This is a genomic window from Streptococcus cuniculipharyngis (genome assembly GCF_007859195.1).
GTDB classification, from domain to species: domain Bacteria; phylum Bacillota; class Bacilli; order Lactobacillales; family Streptococcaceae; genus Streptococcus; species Streptococcus cuniculipharyngis.
Map to the genome: position 1 here is coordinate 423,840 of NZ_VOHL01000001.1, position 23,844 is coordinate 447,683.

23 protein-coding genes, 1 tRNA gene and 1 other annotated feature are annotated in these 23,844 nt (G+C 42.0%); of the genes, 3 read left to right on the forward strand and 21 right to left on the reverse strand.

The features are described from left to right. Position 1 precedes the first annotated feature (1 nt). From thrB to FRX57_RS02115, 7 genes are all read right to left on the reverse strand, one after another. Positions 2-868: a homoserine kinase gene (gene thrB / locus FRX57_RS02085; protein ID WP_146566146.1), complete on the reverse strand. Its 867-nt coding sequence runs from the start codon at positions 866-868 to the stop codon at positions 2-4. 1 nt (position 869) lies between these two features. Beyond that, entirely contained in the window at positions 870-2,105 is a 1,236-nt protein-coding gene (locus FRX57_RS02090) for a homoserine dehydrogenase (protein ID WP_146566148.1), read from the reverse strand. 159 nt (positions 2,106-2,264) lie between these two features. Then, complete coding sequence (gene rplT, locus FRX57_RS02095) at positions 2,265-2,624, reverse strand: 50S ribosomal protein L20 (RefSeq protein ID WP_000124834.1); 360 nt, start codon at positions 2,622-2,624, stop codon at positions 2,265-2,267. A 49-nt stretch (positions 2,625-2,673) separates the two neighbouring features. Next, on the reverse strand, positions 2,674-2,874 hold the full coding sequence (gene rpmI / locus FRX57_RS02100; RefSeq protein ID WP_146566150.1) for a 50S ribosomal protein L35: 201 nt from the start codon (positions 2,872-2,874) through the stop codon (positions 2,674-2,676). A gap of 38 nt (positions 2,875-2,912) precedes the next feature. Further along, positions 2,913-3,443, reverse strand: a complete 531-nt coding sequence (gene infC, locus FRX57_RS02105; protein WP_146566152.1) for a translation initiation factor IF-3 — start codon at positions 3,441-3,443, stop codon at positions 2,913-2,915. A gap of 14 nt (positions 3,444-3,457) precedes the next feature. Next, positions 3,458-3,582, reverse strand: a sequence feature (ribosomal protein L20 leader region). Between the two features lie 26 nt (positions 3,583-3,608). Then, positions 3,609-4,292 (reverse strand): (d)CMP kinase, encoded by a 684-nt coding sequence (gene cmk, locus FRX57_RS02110; RefSeq protein WP_146566154.1) that lies wholly within the window; start codon positions 4,290-4,292, stop codon positions 3,609-3,611. Between the two features lie 9 nt (positions 4,293-4,301). Next, positions 4,302-4,955: an SAG1386/EF1546 family surface-associated protein gene (locus FRX57_RS02115; protein ID WP_146566156.1), complete on the reverse strand. Its 654-nt coding sequence runs from the start codon at positions 4,953-4,955 to the stop codon at positions 4,302-4,304. A gap of 45 nt (positions 4,956-5,000) precedes the next feature. Between FRX57_RS02115 and FRX57_RS02120 the strand changes: the two genes are divergently transcribed. Then, the gene (locus FRX57_RS02120; protein ID WP_146566159.1) at positions 5,001-5,195 is read left to right on the forward strand and encodes a ferredoxin; all 195 of its coding nucleotides are present in this window, start codon (positions 5,001-5,003) and stop codon (positions 5,193-5,195) included. Here FRX57_RS02120 and FRX57_RS02125 read toward each other — a convergent pair. The 11 genes from FRX57_RS02125 to add form a co-directional block, all read right to left on the reverse strand. Continuing rightward, a complete protein-coding gene (locus FRX57_RS02125; protein ID WP_146566160.1) occupies positions 5,185-5,673 on the reverse strand; it encodes an EbsA family protein in 489 nt (162 codons plus the stop codon). The genes FRX57_RS02120 and FRX57_RS02125 overlap by 11 nt on opposite strands. 54 nt (positions 5,674-5,727) lie before the next feature. Continuing rightward, a complete protein-coding gene (pepT, locus tag FRX57_RS02130; RefSeq protein WP_146566162.1) occupies positions 5,728-6,951 on the reverse strand; it encodes a peptidase T in 1,224 nt (407 codons plus the stop codon). Positions 6,952-7,070: 119 nt separating this feature from the next. Next, positions 7,071-11,099 (reverse strand): SH3 domain-containing protein, encoded by a 4,029-nt coding sequence (locus FRX57_RS02135; protein WP_246100895.1) that lies wholly within the window; start codon positions 11,097-11,099, stop codon positions 7,071-7,073. Positions 11,100-11,304: 205 nt separating this feature from the next. Further along, positions 11,305-13,029 carry a septation ring formation regulator EzrA gene (gene ezrA, locus FRX57_RS02140; protein ID WP_146566166.1) on the reverse strand — a complete coding sequence of 575 codons (1,725 nt, stop codon included), beginning with the start codon at positions 13,027-13,029 and terminating at the stop codon, positions 11,305-11,307. Between the two features lie 90 nt (positions 13,030-13,119). Continuing rightward, on the reverse strand, positions 13,120-15,072 hold the full coding sequence (gene gyrB, locus FRX57_RS02145) for a DNA topoisomerase (ATP-hydrolyzing) subunit B (RefSeq protein ID WP_146566168.1): 1,953 nt from the start codon (positions 15,070-15,072) through the stop codon (positions 13,120-13,122). A gap of 107 nt (positions 15,073-15,179) precedes the next feature. Then, positions 15,180-16,388 carry an FtsW/RodA/SpoVE family cell cycle protein gene (locus FRX57_RS02150; RefSeq protein WP_146566169.1) on the reverse strand — a complete coding sequence of 403 codons (1,209 nt, stop codon included), beginning with the start codon at positions 16,386-16,388 and terminating at the stop codon, positions 15,180-15,182. Between the two features lie 21 nt (positions 16,389-16,409). Further along, a complete protein-coding gene (locus tag FRX57_RS02155) occupies positions 16,410-17,396 on the reverse strand; it encodes a YeiH family protein (RefSeq protein WP_425472608.1) in 987 nt (328 codons plus the stop codon). 33 nt (positions 17,397-17,429) lie between these two features. Beyond that, positions 17,430-17,501, reverse strand: a tRNA-Arg gene (locus FRX57_RS02160). A 54-nt stretch (positions 17,502-17,555) separates the two neighbouring features. Further along, entirely contained in the window at positions 17,556-17,903 is a 348-nt protein-coding gene (gene rplS / locus FRX57_RS02165; protein WP_146566172.1) for a 50S ribosomal protein L19, read from the reverse strand. 170 nt (positions 17,904-18,073) lie between these two features. Beyond that, the gene (locus FRX57_RS02170; protein WP_146566174.1) at positions 18,074-18,517 is read right to left on the reverse strand and encodes a flavodoxin; all 444 of its coding nucleotides are present in this window, start codon (positions 18,515-18,517) and stop codon (positions 18,074-18,076) included. Positions 18,518-18,576: 59 nt separating this feature from the next. After that, positions 18,577-19,611, reverse strand: coding sequence for an adenosine deaminase (gene add / locus FRX57_RS02175; protein ID WP_146566176.1), 1,035 nt, complete (start codon positions 19,609-19,611; stop codon positions 18,577-18,579). Positions 19,612-19,828: 217 nt separating this feature from the next. Between add and FRX57_RS02180 the strand changes: the two genes are divergently transcribed. After that, positions 19,829-20,785 carry a DHH family phosphoesterase gene (locus FRX57_RS02180; RefSeq protein ID WP_146566178.1) on the forward strand — a complete coding sequence of 319 codons (957 nt, stop codon included), beginning with the start codon at positions 19,829-19,831 and terminating at the stop codon, positions 20,783-20,785. Positions 20,786-20,855: 70 nt separating this feature from the next. Then, complete coding sequence (locus FRX57_RS02185; RefSeq protein ID WP_146566180.1) at positions 20,856-21,098, forward strand: type B 50S ribosomal protein L31; 243 nt, start codon at positions 20,856-20,858, stop codon at positions 21,096-21,098. A gap of 218 nt (positions 21,099-21,316) precedes the next feature. On the opposite strand, the gene FRX57_RS02190 is transcribed toward FRX57_RS02185, so the two are convergent. The 3 genes from FRX57_RS02190 to FRX57_RS02200 form a co-directional block, all read right to left on the reverse strand. After that, a complete protein-coding gene (locus FRX57_RS02190) occupies positions 21,317-22,333 on the reverse strand; it encodes a hypothetical protein (protein ID WP_146566183.1) in 1,017 nt (338 codons plus the stop codon). A gap of 363 nt (positions 22,334-22,696) precedes the next feature. Then, on the reverse strand, positions 22,697-23,566 hold the full coding sequence (locus FRX57_RS02195) for a GIY-YIG nuclease family protein (RefSeq protein ID WP_146566185.1): 870 nt from the start codon (positions 23,564-23,566) through the stop codon (positions 22,697-22,699). Further along, on the reverse strand, positions 23,550-23,843 hold the full coding sequence (locus tag FRX57_RS02200; RefSeq protein ID WP_246100897.1) for a hypothetical protein: 294 nt from the start codon (positions 23,841-23,843) through the stop codon (positions 23,550-23,552). Before FRX57_RS02200 ends, FRX57_RS02195 begins: the two co-directional genes overlap by 17 nt. Position 23,844 lies beyond the last annotated feature (1 nt).

The window sequence follows — 23,844 nt, forward strand, 5'->3', positions numbered from 1 at the left end:
CTTAGTCATAGACACGGACACCCTCACCATCAACGGTCAAAAGGAAGGTTTCTCCTGCCAAGGCTAACTGGTCAAGAGCTAACTTCAATGCTTGCTCCCTACCTTGTGGCACCAAGACCATCACTGTCGGCCCCGCACCTGATAGATAGGTCGCATAGGCACCATGTCTTTTAGCTAACTCTTTAATTTGCGCAAATTCCTTGACCAAGGGTTGACGATAGCTCTCATGAAATTGGTCAGCTTCCATGGCCTGACCTGCCTTCTCTAAATCCCCTGCTAGCAGGGCTGCAACAGCGACATTGGCAATGCTGCTAGCCGCTACTGCCTGAGCATGGCTCATGCTTTGGGGCAAGACCTGACGACTATCGCTGGTTTTCAACTGATAATTAGGCACAAAGGCGAGCAAGGCTGCTGTTGGAAAATCAGCCACCAGATGGTTAACCTGCCCTTGATGATAGCTAGCAACAACCAAATTACCAAATATGGCCGGTGCCACATTGTCTGGATGGCCCTCAATCTCTGTCGCCAAGGTTAATTTATCCTCATCAGATAGGCCGAGTTGCCCCAATTGATTGGCTAGCTCAATACCTGCCACAATCACTGAGCTAGAAGACCCCAATCCCCGTGCTAGAGGAATGTCACTGGTCATTTTAATCCTTTGTGGCAAGAGATTTGGACAAACCTTGAGCGCCACCTGAACCAAAAGGTTATCCTCATTGCTTGGAATATCTGCTCCCAAGTCATGTTCTACCTGCCAGTCTGGTGCCACACCCAGGACGTCAATCGTCAAATATTTAGAAACTGCCAAACCAACAGAATCAAAACCAGGTCCTAGATTGGCAGAGGTTGCTGGTACACTAATCTTCATTTTATTCTCCTAACACTTTAATTAGACTGATTGGATTAAGACCTACCTGATTTAACCTGTCTTCCAGCTCAACAAGACTAATCAGTGGGGTTAAATAAGCTTGATACCCTTCCAAGGCAAGGGACTGAGACACAGCTAAACCTAATTGGTTAAATTTACTAACCTCTGCTTGCTCAATCAAAATATAGTAAATTGACAAAATATCTTCTTGCCTAGCCAGCTGAGCGGGGGCTTGTAGGGGATTAAAAGGTCTCACTGTTTCTTGTCCTAAAATCACTCTCCCTACTTGCCACAAATCTGCCATCACTGAAAGAGCGGTTGGCAACTGACCAGCACCAGGCCCATAATACATGCTCTGCCCCAAAGCCAAAGACTCTACAAACACACCATTCATGACCCCATTGACACTTGCTAGTGGATAATCTAAAGGAATCAGGCTCGGTGCCACACTAACAGACAACCCCGAAGCTAGTTGGCGGACATCAGCAAGCAATTTAATTGCATAACCTAATTTTTGCGCTAACGTGATATCTACAGGACTAATTTGACGAATGCCTTGATGGCTCACCTGGTCAAAATCAACCCGCATCCCGAAACCAAACTGGGCTAAAATACTGGCTTTATAAGCAGCATCAATGCCCTCCACATCATTAGTCGGATCACTTTCTGCATAACCCAGAGCTTGGGCTTCAGCCAAAGCTCGCTCATAAGTCCAGCCCTCATCAATCATCTTGGTTAGCATAAAATTAGACGTGCCATTTAAAATCCCTAAAATACGCTCCACCTTATCCAAGGCTAAAACATTAGCCAAGGTCCGTAAAATAGGAATTCCACCTGCCACAGCCCCCTCATAGTAAAAAGCGACCTGATTATCTTCTGCTAACCGACTTAACTCACTTCCGTATAAGGCCAATAAATCCTTGTTAGCAGTGATTACATGCTTGCCAGCCTTTAAAGCCTGACTAATATAAGTTTTAGCCGGTTCAATCCGTCCCATCAGTTCGATAACCACCTGAATACTGTCATCAGCAATAATCTCCTTAATATCAGTAACAAAATCATAGGACCAATCGCCATTCGCCAACTGCTCTCGCTTTTCCTGATTCCGTACTAAAACCTTACTAATAGCAAAAGACTCTCCCAACATTTGCTCAAGGTGCAGGCCTTTTTCTGCCAATAATTTCGGTAAACCTTGGGCTACCGTACCAAATCCTAACACGCCAATCTTGATTGTCATGACTAATCCCCTTTTCACATTTTTTTCATTATAACCCAAAACTACCGCTTTAGACAATAAAAAACTAAGTAAATTCAGCTTTTCTTAGCAACTTCCTCAAAAACTCTCATAAACAATAAAAACATGCAATGAATCATCGCATGTTTTTATTAATTAAATCTATTTACCAAGTTTTGCTTTCGCCGCATCAGCAAGAGCTGTAAAAGCTGCTGCATCATTAACTGCCAAATCAGCAAGCATTTTACGGTTGACTTCGATTTCAGCCAATTTCAAACCGTGCATCAATTGTGAGTATGACAAACCATTCATACGTGCAGCCGCATTGATACGTGTAATCCAAAGCTTACGGAAATCACGTTTCTTTTGACGACGGTCACGGTAAGCATAGTAGTAAGAATTCATCACTTGTTCTTTCGCTGTGCGGAACAAAATATGCTTAGCGCCATAGTAACCTTTAGCTAATTTTAAAATACGTTTACGACGTTTGCGTGATACAACGCCACCTTTAACACGTGCCATTTATAAGTTTCCTCCAAAAATTCTAATATAATCCAGTCAGCAAGTCGTCTTATTTAAGACCTGTCAACATTGCTTTAATACGTTTGAAATCTCCTGAATGCACCATAGATGCTTTACGAAGATGACGACGTTGTTTCTTAGTTTTTCCGTGGAAACGGTGTGACGTATATGCACGGAAGCGTTTAAGACCGCCTGAACCTGTACGTTTAAAACGCTTAGCTGATGCGCGGTGTGTTTTTTGTTTTGGCATTATTATTTTCTCCTTTTAAATAAACTACAGGGGCTACCCTACTTTTTGTCAGGAATTGGTGCAAGTTGCATAAACATTTGACGACCGTCCATCTTAGCACGCTGCTCAATGATAGAAATATCCTGTGTCGCCTCTGCAAAGTCTGCTAAAACCTTAGCGCCAATCTCCTTATGTGTAATCATCCGTCCTCTAAAACGAATAGATACCTTAACCTTATGCCCTTTTTCAAGGAACTTACGGCCATTTCGTAATTTAGTCTCAAAATCACCCTTGTCAATAACAGGACTCAAACGAACCTCTTTGACCGTCACAACGCTTTGTTTTTTACGCTGTTCCTTTTGTTTCTTTTGATACTCAAATTTGAACTTACCATAGTCCATGATTTTAGCAACAGGTGGTGTCGCTTGCGGTTGAATCAACACCAAATCGACATTAGCATCATCAGCCAATGCTTGAGCCTCTGACAAAGGCTTGATTCCTAATTGTTCCCCCTCAAGACCGATTAGACGAACTTCACGAACACGAATCTCATCATTGATGAACAAATCTTTTTTAGCTATGTTCTTCACCTCTTCATTTTTTTAGAGAAAAACGAAAGCGGACCTATCAATAAGTCCGCACTACATTATATTTCATTTCTGAAACTTGACATGTAGAGCCAGACAACGTTAGTCGCAAGGCGAGAAGCTCTCACTTCTGCTTTTCTCATTGGTACTAGTGTACCACATCAAGAATTACTTGTCAATAATTTGTTTCGCTTTTTCTAAAATAAATGTTACCACACCCTCAATACTTACTCCAGTCGTGTCAAATATCAGGGCATCATCAGCTGGTTTTAAGGGTGACACCCGACGGTGACTATCCTTATAGTCTCGCTCTGCAATGGTTTGTTTGAGTTCTTCTAAGTCGGCCTCAATCCCTTTAGCTAAATTTTCTTTATAGCGGCGTTCTGCCCTCTCTTCTACCGAAGCAATTAAAAAGATTTTAAGCTCTGCCTTAGGAAGGACGACCGTACCAATGTCACGTCCGTCCATAATCATCCCTCCAGACTTAGCCAGCTGCCGCTGTTGCTCAACCAATTTCTCTCTAACTTCTGCCAAAGCAGCAACCCAAGAGACATTAGCTGTTACATCATTTTGACGGATAGCCAAGGTCACATCCTGATCTTTAATAAATACTGTTTGACTCCCATCGGCTGCTAGTCCAAAAGAAATAGGGTGTCTATCTATCAAGTCAAGTAGTTGAGGAACATTTACTGTTTCCTCGGTCAAACCAGCTTGTAAGGCCAAATAGGTAACCGAGCGATACATCGCACCCGTATCCAAATAAACATAGCCTAAGTCCTTGGCAATCAGCTTAGCTACTGTCGATTTTCCACTTGAGGCTGGTCCATCAATTGCAATTGTTATTTTTTTCATGATTATTTACTAGTTAGTATTGACAACATCTCCTGGGTTTGCATACCAGTAACCACGTGTCATGTGATCAGGATTCAAGGCTTGGAGTTGTGCAACTGAAATTCCGGCACGTGCTGCAATTGAACTTGCTCCCTCACCAGCTAAAACAGTTGTTGTTTGACCTGCTGCTGCCACATTACTGTTATCATAATACTCCTGTGAAGAAGAGTCATAGTAGTTACCAGCATTAGCATCTTGATAATACTGAGTTGTATCATTTTCAACCGTATAACTATCTGCTGTATAAGTATTCTCCGTACTAGTTGATGATTTAGTGCTTGACTTGGTACTTGATTTAGTCGTGCTTGACTTAACATTTACCTCAGTTGTTGACTCACTAGATTCCGTTGTGTCATCTCCGGTTACTGATACCTTAGAAGATGGTTCCGTCACTGACGAACTAGCCTTAGACGCCCCATAAAATCCCTGTGTTGCCTTAGTCTCGTCACTGCCTCCATTTGAAGTATAAAAGACAACAAATAAAATAGCTACAACAATGAAGAAGAAAATACTAAGTAAGATCGTCAAAATAGGTGTACTAATAAAGCCTAATTTTTTCCCCTTACGTGTCACTTCTTCAACCTTGCTATCGTCAATTTTTTGTTCCCACGGTTTTTTCACCATAAGTTCCCCCTTGTTAATTTTTAAAATTCATATTACAATAATACTATGAAAGTATCAATAATACCAGAAAAATGTATCGCTTGCGGTCTCTGTCAGACCTACTCCAATGTTTTTGACTATCATGACGATGGTATCGTGAAATTTTCCCATACCGACTCCCTAGTTGAAGAAGTCCCAGACAATCCAGACACCCTTTTGGCGGTCAAATCTTGCCCAACCAAGGCCCTAATCAACGATTAAGGGCCTTTTTATCATCCTGATACAATTCAAAATAATCTAAGTGAGTAAAATTATCTACCAATTCCACCTCGCCTTTAAAGTCAGGATGGATAGCCAAAGCATCCAAAAAATATTTCTTAGGCCACTTTCGCATGCTAACCGTGCGTTTTTTTTGATTCGCAAAGACCAAGGTAACTGTCGATTTAGTCACCTCAATCTTTTGAATATCGGCAATTGCCACTCGGGAAGCCCGAAAAATATTCAAAGAAACAATCCTTAGATCACCCTTATCTTCTATCACAAAATAACGATGAAAACCCAAACCAACCAAAATGACAAAAATAGTAAATAGAATAAAAATATTACGAGGTATTCGCGTGTGCTCATAAACCAAGGCTAGACTCAAGAAAATAGGTGTAATGGCTATAGACCAGTAGGTAATGAACCAAGAAAGTTCAGGCTGCCAATGATACCTGATTTTCCCAAATATTTCTATCATGTAATGACCTCCGATTGACTCTATTCTATCACATTATCCCGTCCTTTGCTAGCTCTATTTGTTAAAAGAAGCAATTCCTACAATAACTTCCACAGCCTTTAACATGGTTTCTAGACTAACAAACTCAAAACGACCGTGCATGTTCTCACCACCCGCAAAGATATTAGGAGTTGGAATCCCCATGAAGGAAATTTTAGACCCATCAGTGCCTCCACGGATTGGTTCAATAATTGGAGTAATCCCCAAATCTTCCATGACCTGTTTGGCCAGTTTAACAGGTGTCATATCTTTTTCAATAACCTGACGCATATTATAATATTGGTCCTTCATCTTAACAAGAACCCGCTCACTCCCCAGCTCCTTATTCATCTGCTCGGCAATAGCTAAGATGGTCGCCTTACGCTTTTCAAAAGCTTGGTTATCAAAATCACGGATAATATAGTAACTTTGGCTCTCCTCTACACTACCCGACAGCTCCATCAAGTGATAAAATCCTTGATACCCCTCTGTCAACTCAGGACGATCTGCCTCTGGCAATTGTTGATGAAAATCAATAGCCAACTGCAAAGCATTAATCATACTATCCTTAGCTGTGCCTGGATGAACATTTCGCCCTAGAAAACGCAACTCAGCCTCCGCAGCACTAAAGGTTTCATACTGCAATTCTCCCAGTGGCCCGCCATCTACAGTATAGGCAAAATCAACATCAAAATCCGCCACATCAAAGAAATCTGCCCCAATTCCAATTTCTTCATCAGGACCAAAACCAACCCTAATTTCCCCGTGAGGAATCTCTGGATGTTGGACCAAATAAGCCATAGCTGTCATAATTTCCGCAATACCTGACTTATCATCACTCCCCAATAAGGTGGTCCCATCTGTTGTTACTAAGGTATCACCCAGATAATTTTTCAAATTTGGAAAATCTGTCGGTGACAACACAAAGCCCGATTGTCCCAAAGGAATCTCTGAGCCATCATAAGCTTCAATAAGTTGAGGGCTAACACCCTCAGCATTGAAATCTGCTGTGTCCATATGAGCAATAAAACCAATCTTATATGGAAAATCTGCTGAATTAGCGGGCAGGGTTCCCACCACATAACCGTTACTCTCTAAATAATGCACATTCGTCAAACCAATTTTTTCCATTTCCGGTTTCAAAACAGTCAAGGCAAAATCTACCTGACTCTGAGTAGATGGTCTTGTTTGACTCTCTGGATTACTTCTTGTATTCACCTTAACATAAGTTAAAAAACGATTTAATAATTCTTCTCTCATCGTCCTCCCCCTCTCTTACCATTATTATATAAGAAATTACTAAGAAAAACTATATAAAACCCATGATTTTCCAAAATAAAAGAAGCCTAGTTCAAAACTAGACCTCTCTGAATGATTCCTTATAGTTTATCTGTAATCTTAACAAACGGCTTACCAATTCCAACAATATCTGAAGGGAATCGACTTTGCTGATTATAGATATTTGCCAAGGACCGCCAACCGTTTAGGGCTGGTGTATAAGGATCTCGCACATAAGTCATCCCATTTTGATAGCCTGATAAAACAAGTTCATGACTCAAGCTACCATAAACACGAACATATGGTGGGCCCTGTACTGCCGCCAAAACATAGTGACCTTCTTTCAAGGCATCAACAAGTGCCTGATGACTAGTCACAGCTGTCGCTGTCATATTCCAGTTGTTTGCCGCTTCTAAAATACCTGTAGCAATGGTTCCTGACTCCAACTTATTGAATGAAACCGTCTTATTGTAAAGGTAATCTGCCACTTCTGTTGGTTTAATATCCTTGCCAGACAGCCCTGAAAATACCATACTCAAGGCAGCTGGAACACAACCAGTCGCATCCATCGTATAGGCACCATACCGTTTAGTAGACCAGCGCAAATCACGTTGTGAATAATAAGGTATATCAAAGTTTGTGCGTTTGACTTCTTGACTAATGGCCGTTAAAAATTCCATCTTACCTTGATTTTCTTGATAAAGATGCACTTGATAACGGCCTGTTCCCTGATGATTTGTCACATCAAACTTAGCTTGTGCGCTACTAGCTGTAGTCGTTAAATCATACCAACGAATATCATCCTGTGCGTTATCTTCTGACCAAACGGCCATTTTCACAGGACCTTTCTGACTATCCACTTGATCAATCGTGACTTGATAGACACCTGTCCCTTGATAAGCAACAGTTGTTGTATAACCATTTTCCGTCTTAGTCGTGACCGAATTGTCAGATTTGCTAGACTCAGCTTTCTCATTTTCTGTAGTCTTCTCTGCTGATTTTTCGGTTGTAGCTGACACAGTAGTTGCAGGCAATACCGCTTGTTTTGAAACTGCCACATAACGACGGGTACCACTATGGGACACATAACTCAACCAGTTGTAGCCCTCAGATGTCAAGGTCTTATCATAATTAACCTTTTGACCTGCTTCATAGTAAGCCAAATCGGGGCTTGATAGCTTGGCTTCATTCTTTACACCAGCACGTTCTGTGAACTCATAAGTACCAGACGGTGCAAGTGCGCTGCTCGCAGGCTGACTCGGTACAACCACTGGGCTTGTTGGACGGGTTGGGGTTGTTGAGGTAGATGCGGTGGCACCGGCAGCTTGTTTTGAAACTGCCACATAACGACGGGTACCACTATGGGACACATAACTCAACCAGTTGTAGCCCTCAGATGTCAAGGTCTTGTCATAATTAACCTTTTGACCTGCTTCATAGTAAGCCAAATCGGGGCTTGATAGCTTGGCTTCATTCTTTACACCAGCACGTTCTGTGAACTCATAAGTACCAGACGGTGCAAGTGCGCTGCTCGCAGGCTGACTCGGTACAACCACTGGGCTTGTTGGACGGGTTGGGGTTGTTGAGGTAGATGCGGTGGCACCGGCAGCTTGTTTTGAAACTGCCACGTAACGACGGGTACCACTGTGGGACACATAACTCAACCAGTTGTAGCCTTCAGATGTCAAGGTCTTATCATAATTAACCTTTTGACCTGCTTCATAGTAAGCCAAATCGGGGCTTGATAGCTTAGCCTCATTCTTTACACCAGCACGTTCTGTGAACTCATAGGTACCAGACGGTGCAAGTGCATTGCTTGCAGACTGACTCGGTACAGCCGTTGGGCTTGTTGGACGGGTTGGGGTTGTTGAGGTAGATGCGGTGGCACCGGCAGCTTGTTTTGAAACTGCCACGTAACGACGGGTACCACTGTGTGACACATAACTCAACCAGTTGTAACCTTCAGATGTCAAGGTCTTATCATAATTAACCTTTTGACCTGCCTCATAGTAGGCCAAATCGGGGCTTGATAGCTTGGCCTCATTCTTTACACCGGCACGTTCTGTGAACTCATAAGTACCAGACGGTGCAAGTGCGCTGCTTGCAGGCTGACTCGGTGCAGCCACTGGGCTTGTTGGACGAGTTGGGGTTGCACTAGTTGAGGTAGATGCGGTGGCACCGGCAGCTCGTTTTGAAACTGCCACGTAACGACGGGTACCACTATGGGACACATAACTCAACCAGTTGTAGTCTTCAGATGTCAAGGTCTTATCATAATTAACCTTTTGACCTGCCTCATAGTAAGCCAAATCTGGGCTTGATAGCTTGGCCTCATTCTTTACACCGGCACGTTCTGTGAACTCATAAGTACCAGACGGTGCAAGTGCGCTGCTTGCAGGCTGACTCGGTGCAGCCACTGGGCTTGTTGGACGGGTTGATGGCGTGGTTGAAACATTACTTGCAGCTTGTTTTGAGACTGCCACGTAACGACGGGTACCACTGTGTGACACATAACTCAACCAGTTGTAACCTTCAGATGTCAAGGTCTTATCATAATTAACCTTTTGACCTGCTTCATAGTAGGCCAAGTCTGGGCTTGATAGCTTGGCTTCATTCTTTACACCAGCACGTTCTGTGAACTCATAGGTACCAGACGGTGCAAGTGTATTGCTTGCAGGCTGACTCGGTGCAGCCACTGGGCTTGTTGGACGGGTTGATGGCGTGGTTGAAACATTACTTGCAGCTTGTTTTGAAACTGCCACGTAACGACGGGTACCACTATGGGACACATAACTCAACCAGTTGTAGCCTTCAGATGTCAAGGCCTTATCATAATTAACCTTTTGACCTGCTTCATAGTAAGCCAAATCTGGGCTTGATAGCTTGGCCTCATTCTTTACACCGGTACGTTCTGTGAACTCATAGGTACCAGACGGTGCAAGTGCATTGCTTGCAGGCTGACTCGGTGCAACCACTGGGCTACCGCTTGTCGCCGCTACATTTTTGACCGGAGGCATCTCGACAACTTCTGTATTAGGACTGTCCAGTTCAGTTTTTTTAGACTCTACTCCATAGGCCCTATAGTAGGCTTTAATGCCTTCCACGATACCGGTAGCCAGTTTTTCTTGATAGGCTTTCGTTGATAGATTAGCTCTTTCCGATGGGTTTGATAGATAACCCAACTCTAACAGAACAGATGGTGCGGTTGTTTCCCGCAAGACAGCAAATGTTTGGCGTAAAACACCACGATCGCTAGCTCCTGTTTTCGCAACTGTTGATGCCTGGATGGATTGAGCAAGTAGAGCACTGCGTTTCAAGCGTTCAACATCCACATGATATTGAGCGTTCATCTTTGCTGGATAATAAGGATCATATTTGTAATAATAAGTCTCGATACCATTAGTAGCTGCACTTGTTGAAGCATTGATATGGATACTTACAAAAATATCTGCCAAGGTTTGATTAGCCTGATTAGATCGTTCTGTTAAGCCAACATACCGATCATCACTTCTGGTAGATTCTACCTGATACCCTGATTGTTCTAACCCTTTTTTCACCAAGTTGTAGATAGATAGCGTTAGATTTTTTTCACTAACTCCCTGATAGCCTGCACCTGGATCAAATCCTCCGTGACCAGCATCAAGATAGACAATCTTATTTAAAGCGGCATAATTACCTTGAGAAGCTGATGGGGATGTTTTTTGCTCTGACACGGCCTCGTCTGTTTTTACGGTCGAAGGAGCTGATGTATCCGTAGTGGTTACTTGCCCATCCTGAGATACTACCTCTTTATCGACTGTCGTTTCTGGGCTGACTGCAGCTTCAGTAGAACTTGGTGATGTTTCCTCTTTGTTTTCTCCTGAACTCGCTGATTCTGAACTCACTGGGGTTGAGACCGGTGACTCTTCTATTACTGAATCAGCTTCACTGCTTGTAGCCGGCTCAGTCTCCCCTACACTGGAAGACGTCACTGATTCAGACGCTTGAGTCAGACCAACTTCTGGGCTACTACTTTCTGAAACATTGTCGGTTGTGTTAGCAGCAGCTAGGCCTGCTTGACCAATTGCAGCGACAATAGCCACACTAGCAACTACCCAACGTTTTTTAGCTTTATACATTTTTTTACGCATACGCATCTCCTCTTTCTAAAATTTTAGCACCTCTGCTTTAGTTGAGAAATCCTCAAGCATTATCAAAATCTTAAACTATCCTCAATTCTATTATAACATAAGACAAATTTAAAATTCAAACAATTTAGAATAAATTAAGTCACTTAATCTATCCTATCTATTTATTCGTAAACGACAAATAAAAAAAGTGGAAAAATCCACTTTTTTAAAAAACAATACTTTCTCGTGTTTTTTCATAAGAAGAAACAAAACGATCGGTTACTCCAGGTTCAACCAATTCTAAGGCATAAGAAATTTCATTGAAGGCCGCTTCATAAGCGTAGTCCACTTCAAATAATTTCAAGGCATGTTCAAAGCTATTTTGGACTCCTTGTTCAAAGCTACGATAGCGATTTGAATACTGGAGCAACTGTTCTGTCAAAGTCGCATGTTGAACCACCTGATAAGTCGTTGCTTCTAAGTTTTCAATCGCCGCTGTGGCCACTTCTAACAAACGACTAACCGCTTGAATATCAATACGACCACGACTTAATTCATCCATCAAGGCCTCTAATTGCGAGCTGGTTGTGAAAAAGACACTTAAAAATTCTTGCGGGATTCCCGGTAGGTTACGCTTTTCCATGTAACGCTTAATCATATGCAGCTTGTTCACATACACTTCAACACTCTCACGCGCTGTTTTTTCTGTCTGCTCAATCTTCTTCAAATCCTCAAAGACTTCTAATTGGTCTTTTTCAATTGCTGATAGAGATTTCAATTGCCGACTAAAAAGAACTTGTAACTCAGAGAATGGTTTATCTTGCGTGTCCCAATGATCAATTGTTGGCGAAACCGCTTCTTCAACTTTTGTTAATTCGTTAGCAAAGTTACGAATACTCAGATTATGATTATCTGTCAAAATATATTTGCGTAATAAACGACTCAACTCGGTTTCCAACTGTTGATTATTATTTTTTACATGGGCTAGGTAGTCAGGAATTATCTTAACATCCTTCATCACTAGCTTCTGAGCTTGAATTTCTCGCTCAAAGATGTCATAGAGGTTATCAATTTTCTCTTGAATATCTTGGTTTTCCGCCTTACCACGTTCTAAATCTAGAGTAACCAATTCAGAAGCGTTACTTTGGATAGACTCGCGAATATCTTGGAATCGACCTTCAATATCTTTCTCTGCGAAATGGTATTTTTCTTCCAATAGACGGGCATAGCCTGCCTCCAAATCATCTAGCTGATCTGGGAAATCATCTTCTAGCTTGGCAACAATGGCTGGAATCTGCTCCGTGATTTGCCCTAGGGCAATGGTATGCTCTTCTGCCCTATCCAAGACTGTTGCTGCTTCAATTGGATCTCCTGACGAGTTTAAGGCAACAAATTGTGAGAATTCAGCTTCAATATTCTTGAGCTGCTTTTCGATTTCAGGCATGGTTGAGCCAAAATTATCAGAATTTTCCTCAATCGACTGTTGCAAGGTTTCATACAAGTCCAAGGCATGAGTGACACGAGCACTATTTTTTTCTTCCTGCTCGCAGAGGTTGGCCAGACCTTCGCGAATGGCCAAGATGTCCTCTTCAACTAGATTTAACTGACTGTCAATTTTAGTGACTTCATTTTTTGCCCGTAAGAAGTTGAAAGTGTCGTTGAAATTCTCTGCCTGCAACATATTAGCTTCAATGGCTGGGAGAGAATTGACTGATAAATCCACCCACTTTTGTTCCCACTCCCTAAACTGAGTCTGACTTTGCCCAATCAAATTAAGTTGCTTGACGGTTTCAATTTCTTCATTAACTGGTAGCGAAAAGAGGGTTTGCTTACGTTCCTCTAATTTGGCAATTAAAGAATCATTGCGCTTTCTGATAATTACGCTAATCAAGTAAACAATAATTACAATAACAACTATTGCTACCATTAGCAAAATGATTCCGCTAGACATTAATATCTCCTTAAATTATCATTTTTTCTCAAAGATAGACTATAACATTCCTATTATAACATACTTTCAGTTATTTTCAAGAAAGCTATGTTAAATATCTAAAGTGCTATAGACCGCATTTTCTTCAATGAATTCACGGCGGGGCTCTACCTTATCTCCCATCAACATATCAAAAATCCGATCAGCTTCTGCCGCATCATCAACTGACACTCGGGCCATGAGGCGATTAGCAGGGTCCATGGTTGTCTCCCAAAGCTGATGGTCATCCATTTCCCCCAATCCTTTATAACGCTGAACATTCGGTTTAGAGCGACCTTGACTGTATTTTTCCAAAGCTGATTTGAGGTCAGCTTCTTGATTACTACCTGGTTGAATGTAGGCCTTAATCTCACTGCCTACCTTAACCCCATAAATTGGCGGTTGAGCAATATACACATAGCCGGCTTCTAAAACAGGACGCATGAAGCGATAAATCAGGGTTAGTAGCAGGGTCCGGATATGGGCGCCATCAACATCCGCATCCGTCATAATCACTAGCTTATGATAGCGGGCCTTGCTCACATCAAAATCAGCCCCAAAACCAGTTCCCATGGCTGTAAAGAGACTTCGAATTTCCTCATTGGCCAAAATCTTATCCATAGTCGCTTTTTCAACATTAAGAATCTTACCACGAATTGGTAAAATCGCCTGAAATTCTCTATCACGCCCAGATTTTGCTGATCCACCAGCTGAATCTCCCTCTACAATGAAAAGCTCATTTTGACTAGGATCATTTGAAGAACAGTCAGCCAACTTGCCCGGCAGGTTAGAGATTTCCAAGCCGGATTTTTTCCGTGTGACTTCGCGGGCTCGCTTGGCTGCAATCCTTGCCTTACTTGCCAAAATTCCTTTTTCAATAATTTTCTTGGCAATTTGGGGATTTTCCAATAGGAAACGTTGAAAGGCATCACTAAACAGACGGTTGGTAATCTTCACTACTTCTGAATTTCCGAGCTTGGTTTTGGTCTGTCCTTCAAATTGAGGATTGGGGTGTTTAACGGAAATAACTGCTGTCAATCCCTCGCGAACATCTTCTCCAGTTAAGTTGTCATCATTTTCTTTGAGAATCTTATTTTTCTTAGCGTAATCGTTAATCACACGCGTTAAGGCCGTACGAAACCCCTGTTCATGGGTCCCCCCTTCATGGGTGTGAATATTATTAGCGAAACTAATGACTGTCTCGTGGTAGCTAGTGGTATACTGCATCGCTACTTCCACTGAGATGCCTTCTAGCTCTCCATCTGTGTAAATGGGATGCTCAAAAATAGCGTCTTTATTCGCATTGATATATTCCACATAGCTGACAATTCCCCCTTCATAATGGAAGGGTTTGGTCTGCTCTTTGCCGGGCCGTCTATCTTCAATGGCAATTTTTAACCCTCGGTTGAGAAAGGCTAACTCCTGAATCCGCTTGGCCAATTTATCAAAATCATAATCGGTGGTTTCGGTAAAAATTTCTGGATCTGGCGTGAAGTGTACGGTTGTCCCTGTGCGATCTGTCTCGCCAATAACTGTCAAATCCGCCACAACTTGACCACGACGATATTCTTGGAAGTAAATGTGACCATTTTTATAAACCTTGACATCAAGCTGAGTTGACAGGGCATTAACAACTGAAGAACCTACCCCATGAAGACCACCAGAAACCTTATAGCCACCACCGCCAAATTTTCCTCCCGCATGGAGGACTGTAAAGACAGTTTCCACCGCCGGACGGCCAGTTTTTTCCTGAATATCAACGGGGATACCACGTCCATCATCCACTACCGTGATAGAATTATCCGCTTCAATAATGACATCAATTCTTGTTGCAAAACCTGCCAGGGCTTCATCTATGGAATTATCGACAATTTCCCAAACCAAATGATGAAGACCTTCTTTGGAGGTAGAGCCAATATACATGCCGGGCCGCATGCGAACTGCTTCTAGACCTTCTAGGACTTGAATTTGGCTGGCATCATATGCTTGGGCTAATTCTTCCAAATTTTTCATTTCTTCTGTCATGTCCCTAACCTTTTTCCTTGATAGTTTTACTACCCATTATAACATATTTTACAGAAAATAACACCTGATGACAGAAAAAGAAACCCTCTTTTGAGGGCTTCTCAGGATTATACTGACCGAGAGCGACGAAAGCGTTGTTCAATGCCCTTTTCTTTCATCAACTGATTTTGATAAGACATTGATAAAATCAAGCCGACCCCAATCAAATTACTAATAAGGGAACTGCCACCTTGTGAAATAAAGGGAAGAGGAATGCCTGTCAGGGGTAAAATGCCTAAGCTGGCACCAATATTTTCAAAAATGTGAAAAAGAATCATCATGATAAACCCAGTCGATATGTAGGTGTAAAAAACATTGTTAGACAGAAAGGTTACACGTAACATGCGATAAATCAGGAGAAGGTAGAGCCCCAAGACAGCAACCGACCCAATAAAACCGAAATTTTCACCAATAACTGTGAAAATCATATCACTCTCACGAACCGGCACCGATAGGTCTGCGACATTAAATCCCTTACCTTGTAAGCCCCCTGTTCCTATGGCAATCATACTCTGGGTCTGTTGGTAGGCAATGTTATCTGCATAATCAAAAGGATTAATCCAAGCAGAAATGCGGTTAATCTGATAGGTACTCATACCTAACCGATGAAACCATTCACGACCATTTTCTGAAAGGAAAATAAGAATAAAAGATAAGAAAGAGAGACCAACCAAACCTATCATTGACCAAATGATTTTCCAAGAAATTCCTGAAATGACAATTAAGCCAGCTAGAATGGCCAAAAAAACAATGGCGGTTCCTAAATCTTTTTGCAAGGCCAAAAGTGTCAAAACTGGCAAAGTCAACAACACATAGCCCAGCAACAAGAACAAATCGTCTTTAAGACGACGTTCGGTAAGGTCCTGATTAAACCAGAGGGTTAGTCGGGAGAGCGCAAGAATATAAGAGATTTTCATGAATTCCGAAGGTTGAAAAAGCGTTACTGACCCAATGCTCACCCAGTTTTTAGCTCCTGTCGCCTCCACCAGCCTAGGACTAAAAAAGATTAGTGGCAACACCATGATGATCAAACCTAGCAAATATAGGGCTGGAGTAACTTTCCAAAGGAAGGCTGTGCTAAAAAACATCACCACAAAACCAATCAAACACCCTAGAACAATCCAGATAAATTGTTGACCAATGATGGTCCAGACCATCTGTGGATTATCATGATAGCTAGCAACGTAAACAGCCAACAAACCAACAAGTAGCAAACAAAAAACAGGCAGAATAACAGAATAGTCAATCCGGCTGTCAATTGATTTTTTTTGTGCCATAGGGTCACTCCATTTCTAAGATTAAAACAAAACCTGCTGTAACAACAAACTAGCTAGGGCCACTGCTATCCAACTCAAAAGACCCGTCAAGAAAGGTGCTGGACCTGCCTGTTTAAATTGATCAAATGATAACTTTGAACCTAGACCAACCAAGGCCATCGCCATAAAGAGTTTAGAAAGGGCTTTGGTGTAAGGCAAAATAAGCAACGGAAACCACCCTAGGCTCCTCACCAGTGAGGCCAACAAAAAATAAAGGATAAACCAAGGAAATCCCTGAATCACAGATGAAAGATTGGCCTGTTTTCGTGCTTGATAAGATTTGACCAAACCAAAGACAAGACAAATAGGCACAATCATCAAGGACCGAGCTAACTTGACAATAGTCGCATAATCTCCAGCTTCCTGACTATAACTATAACCAACCGCTACTACCGAGGAAGTATCATTAACTGCTGTCCCTGTCCAAAGGCCAAAAGCCTCATCAGATAGTTGGAGCCAATGCCCGACAAGGGGGAAAATTAAAATAGCCAGACTATTGAAGCAAAAAATTGTTGACAAGGACAGGGCAATGTCATCACTGTCTGCTTCCAAAACTGGCGCAGCGGCTAAGATGGCTGAACCACCACAAATGGCAGTCCCAAAACCAATAAGGCTTGACAAATTACCTGACAATCCCAATCGTCTTCCAAAAAATAAGGCCGTAAAAAAAGCCAAGCTAATGGTCAGTAGGGTAAGGGGTAAGGAAGCCAAGCCTAGTTGAGAAACTTCTGTAATGGATAGACTAAATCCCAATAATATTACCGCATACTGTAGCAGGGTCTTACTGCTATAAGTCAGCCCCTCTTGATAAGCCGGAGTGGTTGAAATCGTTTTGGGAAGTAACATTCCCAAACCAATAGCTAAGAGATTAGGGCCAACTAAGGGAAATAATTGTCCCAATACCAAGGCTAAACTCCCCAAGATAAGACACAGAACCAATCCATTCCTGATAGCTGCCAATCTGTTCAAAACCTTCTCCTAGCATCTTCTCTTTTTAACCGATATCCCCTGCAGGAATCGAACCTGCAACTACTCCTTAGGAGGGAGTTGTTATATCCATTTAACTAAGGGGACGTAAGTAAAAAATCTGCCACGAGAGCAGATTTTATCATCAAGAAACCTGACGGATTAACGACGGATTTCTTTGATACGTGCAGCCTTACCTTGAAGGGCACGCAAGTAGTAAAGTTTCGCACGACGAACTTTACCGTAACGAACAACCTCAATCTTGTCAACACGAGGAGTGTGGATTGGGAAAGTACGCTCTACACCGATACCACTCGAAATTTTACGAACAGTGTACATTTCTGAGATGCCTTGACCTTTACGTGAAATAACGACACCTTCAAAAAGCTGGATACGCTCACGGTTACCCTCAACAACCTTTGCGTGAACACGAACAGTGTCACCAGGGCGGAATGATGGGATATCAGAACGAAGTTGGCCTTCTGTCAAACTTTGAATTAATGGATTCATCTAATTTTTTCTCCTTCTCTTGCCAATCATAAGGTGCTTGTCCCAGCGGATTAGCCGTTTTTCGTATGTCCATTACATACAAGATTAATTTTAACAAAAACTTTCCAAATTTGTCAAGAATTTTACCATAAAAAAGAAGATGAAAAAAGAAGATGATTGTTAAACATCTCCTAGTTTAGCTGGTCTGACAAGGTTTGAGCGAAAGCCTCTAATTTTTCAATATCTTCATCCTCAGCTGCTAAATCAACCTTGACCGAGTCAGCCCCCTTGCTCGCCCCTGTCTTAGCAAAGGCTTCTTCAAAATCGTCAACCGCCTTACAAAAATCATCATAAAAGGTATCGCCTGAGCCGACCACACCATAAACCTTGCCTGTCAAATCCAAATCTTGCAAGTCTTCATAGAAATCAACAATCTCGTCAGGCAATTCACCATCACCATAGGTATAGCTGGCGACCACCATGATATCCGCATCTTCAAAATCACTGGCATCTACTGCTGTACACTCATCCACATCAACTAAATGTCCCAAGTCCTTTAATTTATCCGCCACAATATCGGCAATTTCTTCTGTATTACCAGTCATACTGGCATAGACCACTTTTGCTAAAGCCATAGTATCCTCCGTTGCATTTGTCAGTTATTATACCATAATTCTAGCCTAGCAACAAATATTTATTGTTTCAAATGGGACTGATAGCCCTCTGCCAAGCGATTAAAAAGCTCTGCTTTTTCCTCAAGACTGGCAAAAGAAGCCTCCAAGGCATAGCGGTTGTAGTGATAAAATTCCTCGAGGTTAGTTTTGAAATGGGTCATGAAAGCCTCATATTCTCTGACCAGATTGGTCTGAGATACCGTACGGTTATCCGTATTGATGGTCAACCTAGCTCCTGCTTGTTTCAGGGCTAGGTAAGGAAAGGCTTCAATGCTTGGTGCCGCCTTGGTTTGGAGATTACTAATCAGGCAGAGTTCTACAGTTACCTCATTGGCCACAAGGTCTTCAATCAACTCAGGCTGATTATAGGCTGCCGTTCCGTGCCCAATCCGCTTAACCCCTAGTTCAACTGCTCTGGCAATATTGGCTGGGCAGGGACACTGACACTCACCAGCATGGAAGGTCATGGGATAAGCCAAGTCGTCCTGCACATGGCTCAGAAAATCAGCCAAATCAGCCGTTGGATAGTCAGCCTCATTCCCCGCAAAGTCACCACCGACCAGCGTCTGACCCAATTGACCCTTGGCCGCTTGAAAAATCTCTTCATTTAAGTCTAAACTGCTCTGTCTCATGCCGCAAATCAAGGCCTTGGCCACAATACCAAATTCCTCTTGAGCTTGATTAAGCCCTTGACAAACAGCCGCAATGGTTTCAGCAACCGTCAAGCCTTGATCTAGCGATAATTCTGGTGCAAAGCGAATTTCCGTATAAATCACATTTTCTTGGGCTGCCTGACGAGCCACATCATAGGCCGCCAAGGTCAGGGCCTCTTTGGTTTGGAGCAAAGGACGAACCACGTCAAAAACGGTCAAATAATCATTGAGGCTTTGACAATCACTTGGGGCTGTTACCAAGGCTAGCAGGTCCTCATCTGATTCTGGTAGGTCAATTGCCGCCATCTCAGCTAACTGCCGCAAACAGGGCAAAGACAGGGAGCCATCTAAATGACAGTGCAATTCTACCTTGGGTAAATCCTTGACCATTGCTTTATCCATTTTCACTATCCTCCGAAAATTATTTTTACCATTATATCCGAAAGTTTGTTTATTATCAACTAATTATCTGTAATTTTTATATTTCAATTTTATCGTTCGTTTTATGTCGTTTTTTCTTGAGTTTGAGAACTCAATTTTTGGTTTTTGAATGGGAAATGATCTTTTTCCTCTTTTATTGTTTTCATGCTATAATGGAAAAAAAGAGAAAGTGACTAACATGATTAAACAAATCTTAGAAAAAATTGAAGCCTACCATATCATCATCATCCACCGCCACCAGCGACCTGACCCCGATGCTTTGGGCAGTCAGGTGGGGCTGGCAGAGCTAATCCGCCACAATTACCCAGAAAAAATCGTCAAGGTGACAGGGACTGATGTGCCTAATCTAAGCTGGCTCGCCCAGATGGATCAGGTTGCCGATCAAGACTACGAAGCAGCCTTGGTCATTGTGACCGACACTGCCAACCGGCCCCGTATTGACGATGACCGCTATGATCAAGGCCAATACCTGATTAAGATTGACCACCACCCTAACGAAGACCCTTACGGGGATATCTGCTATGTGGATACGACCGCCTCATCAGCCAGTGAAATCATCACTCAGCTGGCCTTGAGTTTTGACTGGCAACTGTCTGACACAGCTGCCCGCCTACTCTACACGGGCATTGTCGGTGATACCGGCCGTTTCCTCTACCCTGCAACCACAAGCCGCACGTTGGAAATTGCTGCCCACCTACGGACCTATGAGTTTGATTTTGCAGCCATCTCTCGCCAAATGGATTCTTTTTCATTGCCCATAGCCAAGCTGCAAAGCTATGTCTTTGACCAGCTACAAATGGATGCCAATGGCGTTGCCTATGTGACCCTCACACAAGAGACGTTAAAGGCCTTTGGACTAACCGATGCTGATACTGCAGCCATTGTCGGCAGCCCTGGAAAAATTGATTGTGTCCAAACCTGGGCAATCTTTGTTGAGCAACCTGAAGGCCACTACCGTGTTCGTTTGCGAAGTAAGGAGAAGGTCATTAACCAGATTGCCAAGCTGCATGATGGGGGAGGCCATCCCTTGGCTAGCGGTGCCAATTCCTATTCTCTAGCAGAAAATCAGACCATCTATCAAGAATTACAGGCACTTTTTCAGGAAAAAGAGACAAAAACCTTGTCAAAGGATTAAAAATGTGATAGACTATAATGGTTAATAAACTATGGCTTAAAAAAGCTATGGCAGAAAGGAAATTTTTAACATGAAAAAAGACATCCATCCAGAATACCGTCCAGTCGTATTCCTTGACACAACTACTGGTTACCAGTTCCTAAGTGGTTCAACAAAGAACTCAAAAGAAACTGTTGAGTTTGAAGGTCAAACTTACCCACTTATCCGTGTGGAGATTTCATCAGATTCTCACCCATTCTACACTGGTCGTCAAAAATTCACTCAAGCAGATGGACGTGTGGATCGTTTCAACAAAAAATACGGTCTCAAATAAGCAACCGTATCTATCAATTCAAAATCTTGATACTAAACCATTTTCGAGAAATCGGGAGTGGTTTTTTTGATAGATAGCCAATGACTCTATTTTCTTATTGACTAGAACAATCAAGTGTCACTAGCTGGGACGGAGTATTAAACGAATTTTATCATTACAAAAACTCCCTAGAACAAATCTAGGGAGTTTAGTGTAGCAGTAACTCCAAATGTCTTCCCCTACTTTTCGAGAGAATTCTCATGTTTAACCATCTTCTCAAACCGTTTGAGGGAAACTTTTAAGGAATGGACCTCTTCTTGATTGAGTGATTTCATGATTTTCTTCTGATAGGCAAGATAATCTGCATTTATCTTTTCAATATCTTCTATAGAGACAGGCTCTGTATCATACAAATCTGGCGCTAAATAAATCTTAACCAGTTTACCTAAAATGTCATCATATAGTTGAAAACGAAGCTCATGCTCTGCCAATAATTCTTGATGATTACCTTCCTTTAAGAGAATTGTACGAATATCAAGATAGCGAGACGATATATCATCATATACTTTTCCTAATTCTGGGACATTTTCATCCAAATCTAGTTGTCTTTCCATTATTGTCGGTAACACATTCAAACGATGTTGATTAATTAACAAATTCATTTCGATATTTTCTAATTCTTTCAAAAAGAAATGTCTTACATCAGCCGAGCTAAACAGAACCCTCGTCTCTTCTCTTGCCTTATCTAAATGTTTCTCCAACCTATTCAGGTACTTTTCTGCCTTTTCAGCAACCGTATCATCTCCAGCTTCCCATAAGGTCATTTTACCTAAATTTTCCCATTCAGAAGCAAGATGTTCAAGGTGACAAATATACTCTTCACCTCTATCTCCTAATCTTGCTAGCTCCATAGCAACCTTATCTTCAATCTCATCAAATTGTGTAACATCTACTTCTGCTATTGTTTGCTTTTCTTTTCTTGGTTTAATCCGAATATTTCTTAGTCTATCTCCCTGTAACCAATAATAAAACAAACATAATAGAATGACGATAATATAGTTCCATAGCGACCAAGTTTCAATCGTTGTTAAAACAAAAAATGTAAACAAGGAATAACCACAACCTAAACCACGACTATCTGATTTTTTCCATTTGAGCAAGTAATAATACAAACATAATATGATAACAAGCACACTAGCACTTGGGGACCCTGTTGTTAAAACAGAGAGTATAAATAGTAACCAAATATATCCCATCGTTCTTCCCTCTGACAACAAACTTTTCAACTATAATAAAACGCCATTCCAATAACAAGCAAGATTCTTAGAATGGCTTATATAAGCTTATCTGGCTTCTTAATAGTAGTAATCGTCATCATCATCTCCATAATATTCTTCCGTATAATGGTTATGATAATGTTTGTGAACTATTTTTTTTCTTTTGCATTTCACTTCACTATTACTAGGGGGGGCTAAAATAGCTAATAGAATTAATATGACTATCAAAAATCCCATAATATCATCCTCCTTTGACATCGTTTACTTTTTTATAACACATTTAATCACGTTACGCAAGTTTTCCTATCACTAACTGACAGAAAATAGGCTTGAGAGGTGACGTTAGCCTTTTTGCACATCTACCACCATCTGATTCAAGAGTTGCTCCACTTCTGCCAAATCAACAATAAACCACTCGGTCACACGAACTTCCTTACCAGTAGGCGAGTCTGTCACAAGCTCCACCCTTTTATCCGCCAAGGCATGATGGAGATAGGCTTCAACTTTTTTGGCATTCATGTTTTGAATTTCAAAACTTTGGACCAACTGAACGGGGGCAAAAAGATAGGTTGCTTCATTGACAGTATTGGCCAAACGCTTTTCAAGGTTAGTCGCTACACCAATCTTATAGAGGTTGGCCATGTCTAAAAAACGCTGGTCTTGGCCGGCATACTGAACCACATAGATATAACCTGTCGTGTGATAATCGATCCTTTCTTCCCCTAGTAGCGATATCTCCTGCACTAACTCAGTGACAAGACGTCCCGATCGTTTGGTATCGTAAAGGGAGGAAACCAAACTGAGTAGCCAAATATGATTTTCCGTGCCATTTTGGTAAACCGTGTGTACCTTATACTTGCGGTTGGTTGACTCAGGCACTTCCTCTCCTGTTTCTGGGTGATAGATGCTATTGACATAAAGCATGAGGCCATTGTCAATATAGAAGTTTCCTTTCTTAATCGGACTTTTTTGACTAATCTCCACTTCAGAAATAGGGATAATCTGCCGACGACCGCTGGCAATATCTGCCTGCACTGACTGAAAAAGGGTTTGATAATGGTCAAAGCCAGTTGTCATGCGTTTTCTGGTTGCTATCTTATCTGCTGCTCGCACCGTACCTTGGTAGCGTTTGGTATCAAAAAGCTTGCTCGCTGGTGCAAACTCCTCAAAAAGGCTATCATCATTCAAAATATCATCAAGCGTGTCTGTCATCCGTTTCTCCTAATAAACCTAGGTCATCATAGGCCTGTAACTTGGCCCGTCTATCTGCTTGTTCCCGCATGCCTTTCAACCGTGAAAAAAGGCTACGTTCTTTCAAATGGGTTGATTTTTGCGGCTCCCTGCCATTCTCTCTCACCCAGTCAACAATTTCTAAGAATTTCTCAATGTCTGGATCTAATCGCTCAGTTCGAGCTGGTTTGATGCCAGCAACCAAGTCTTCAAAACCAAGATCATCAAAAATATCATCTAAGGTCGCAAAATTTTGCACG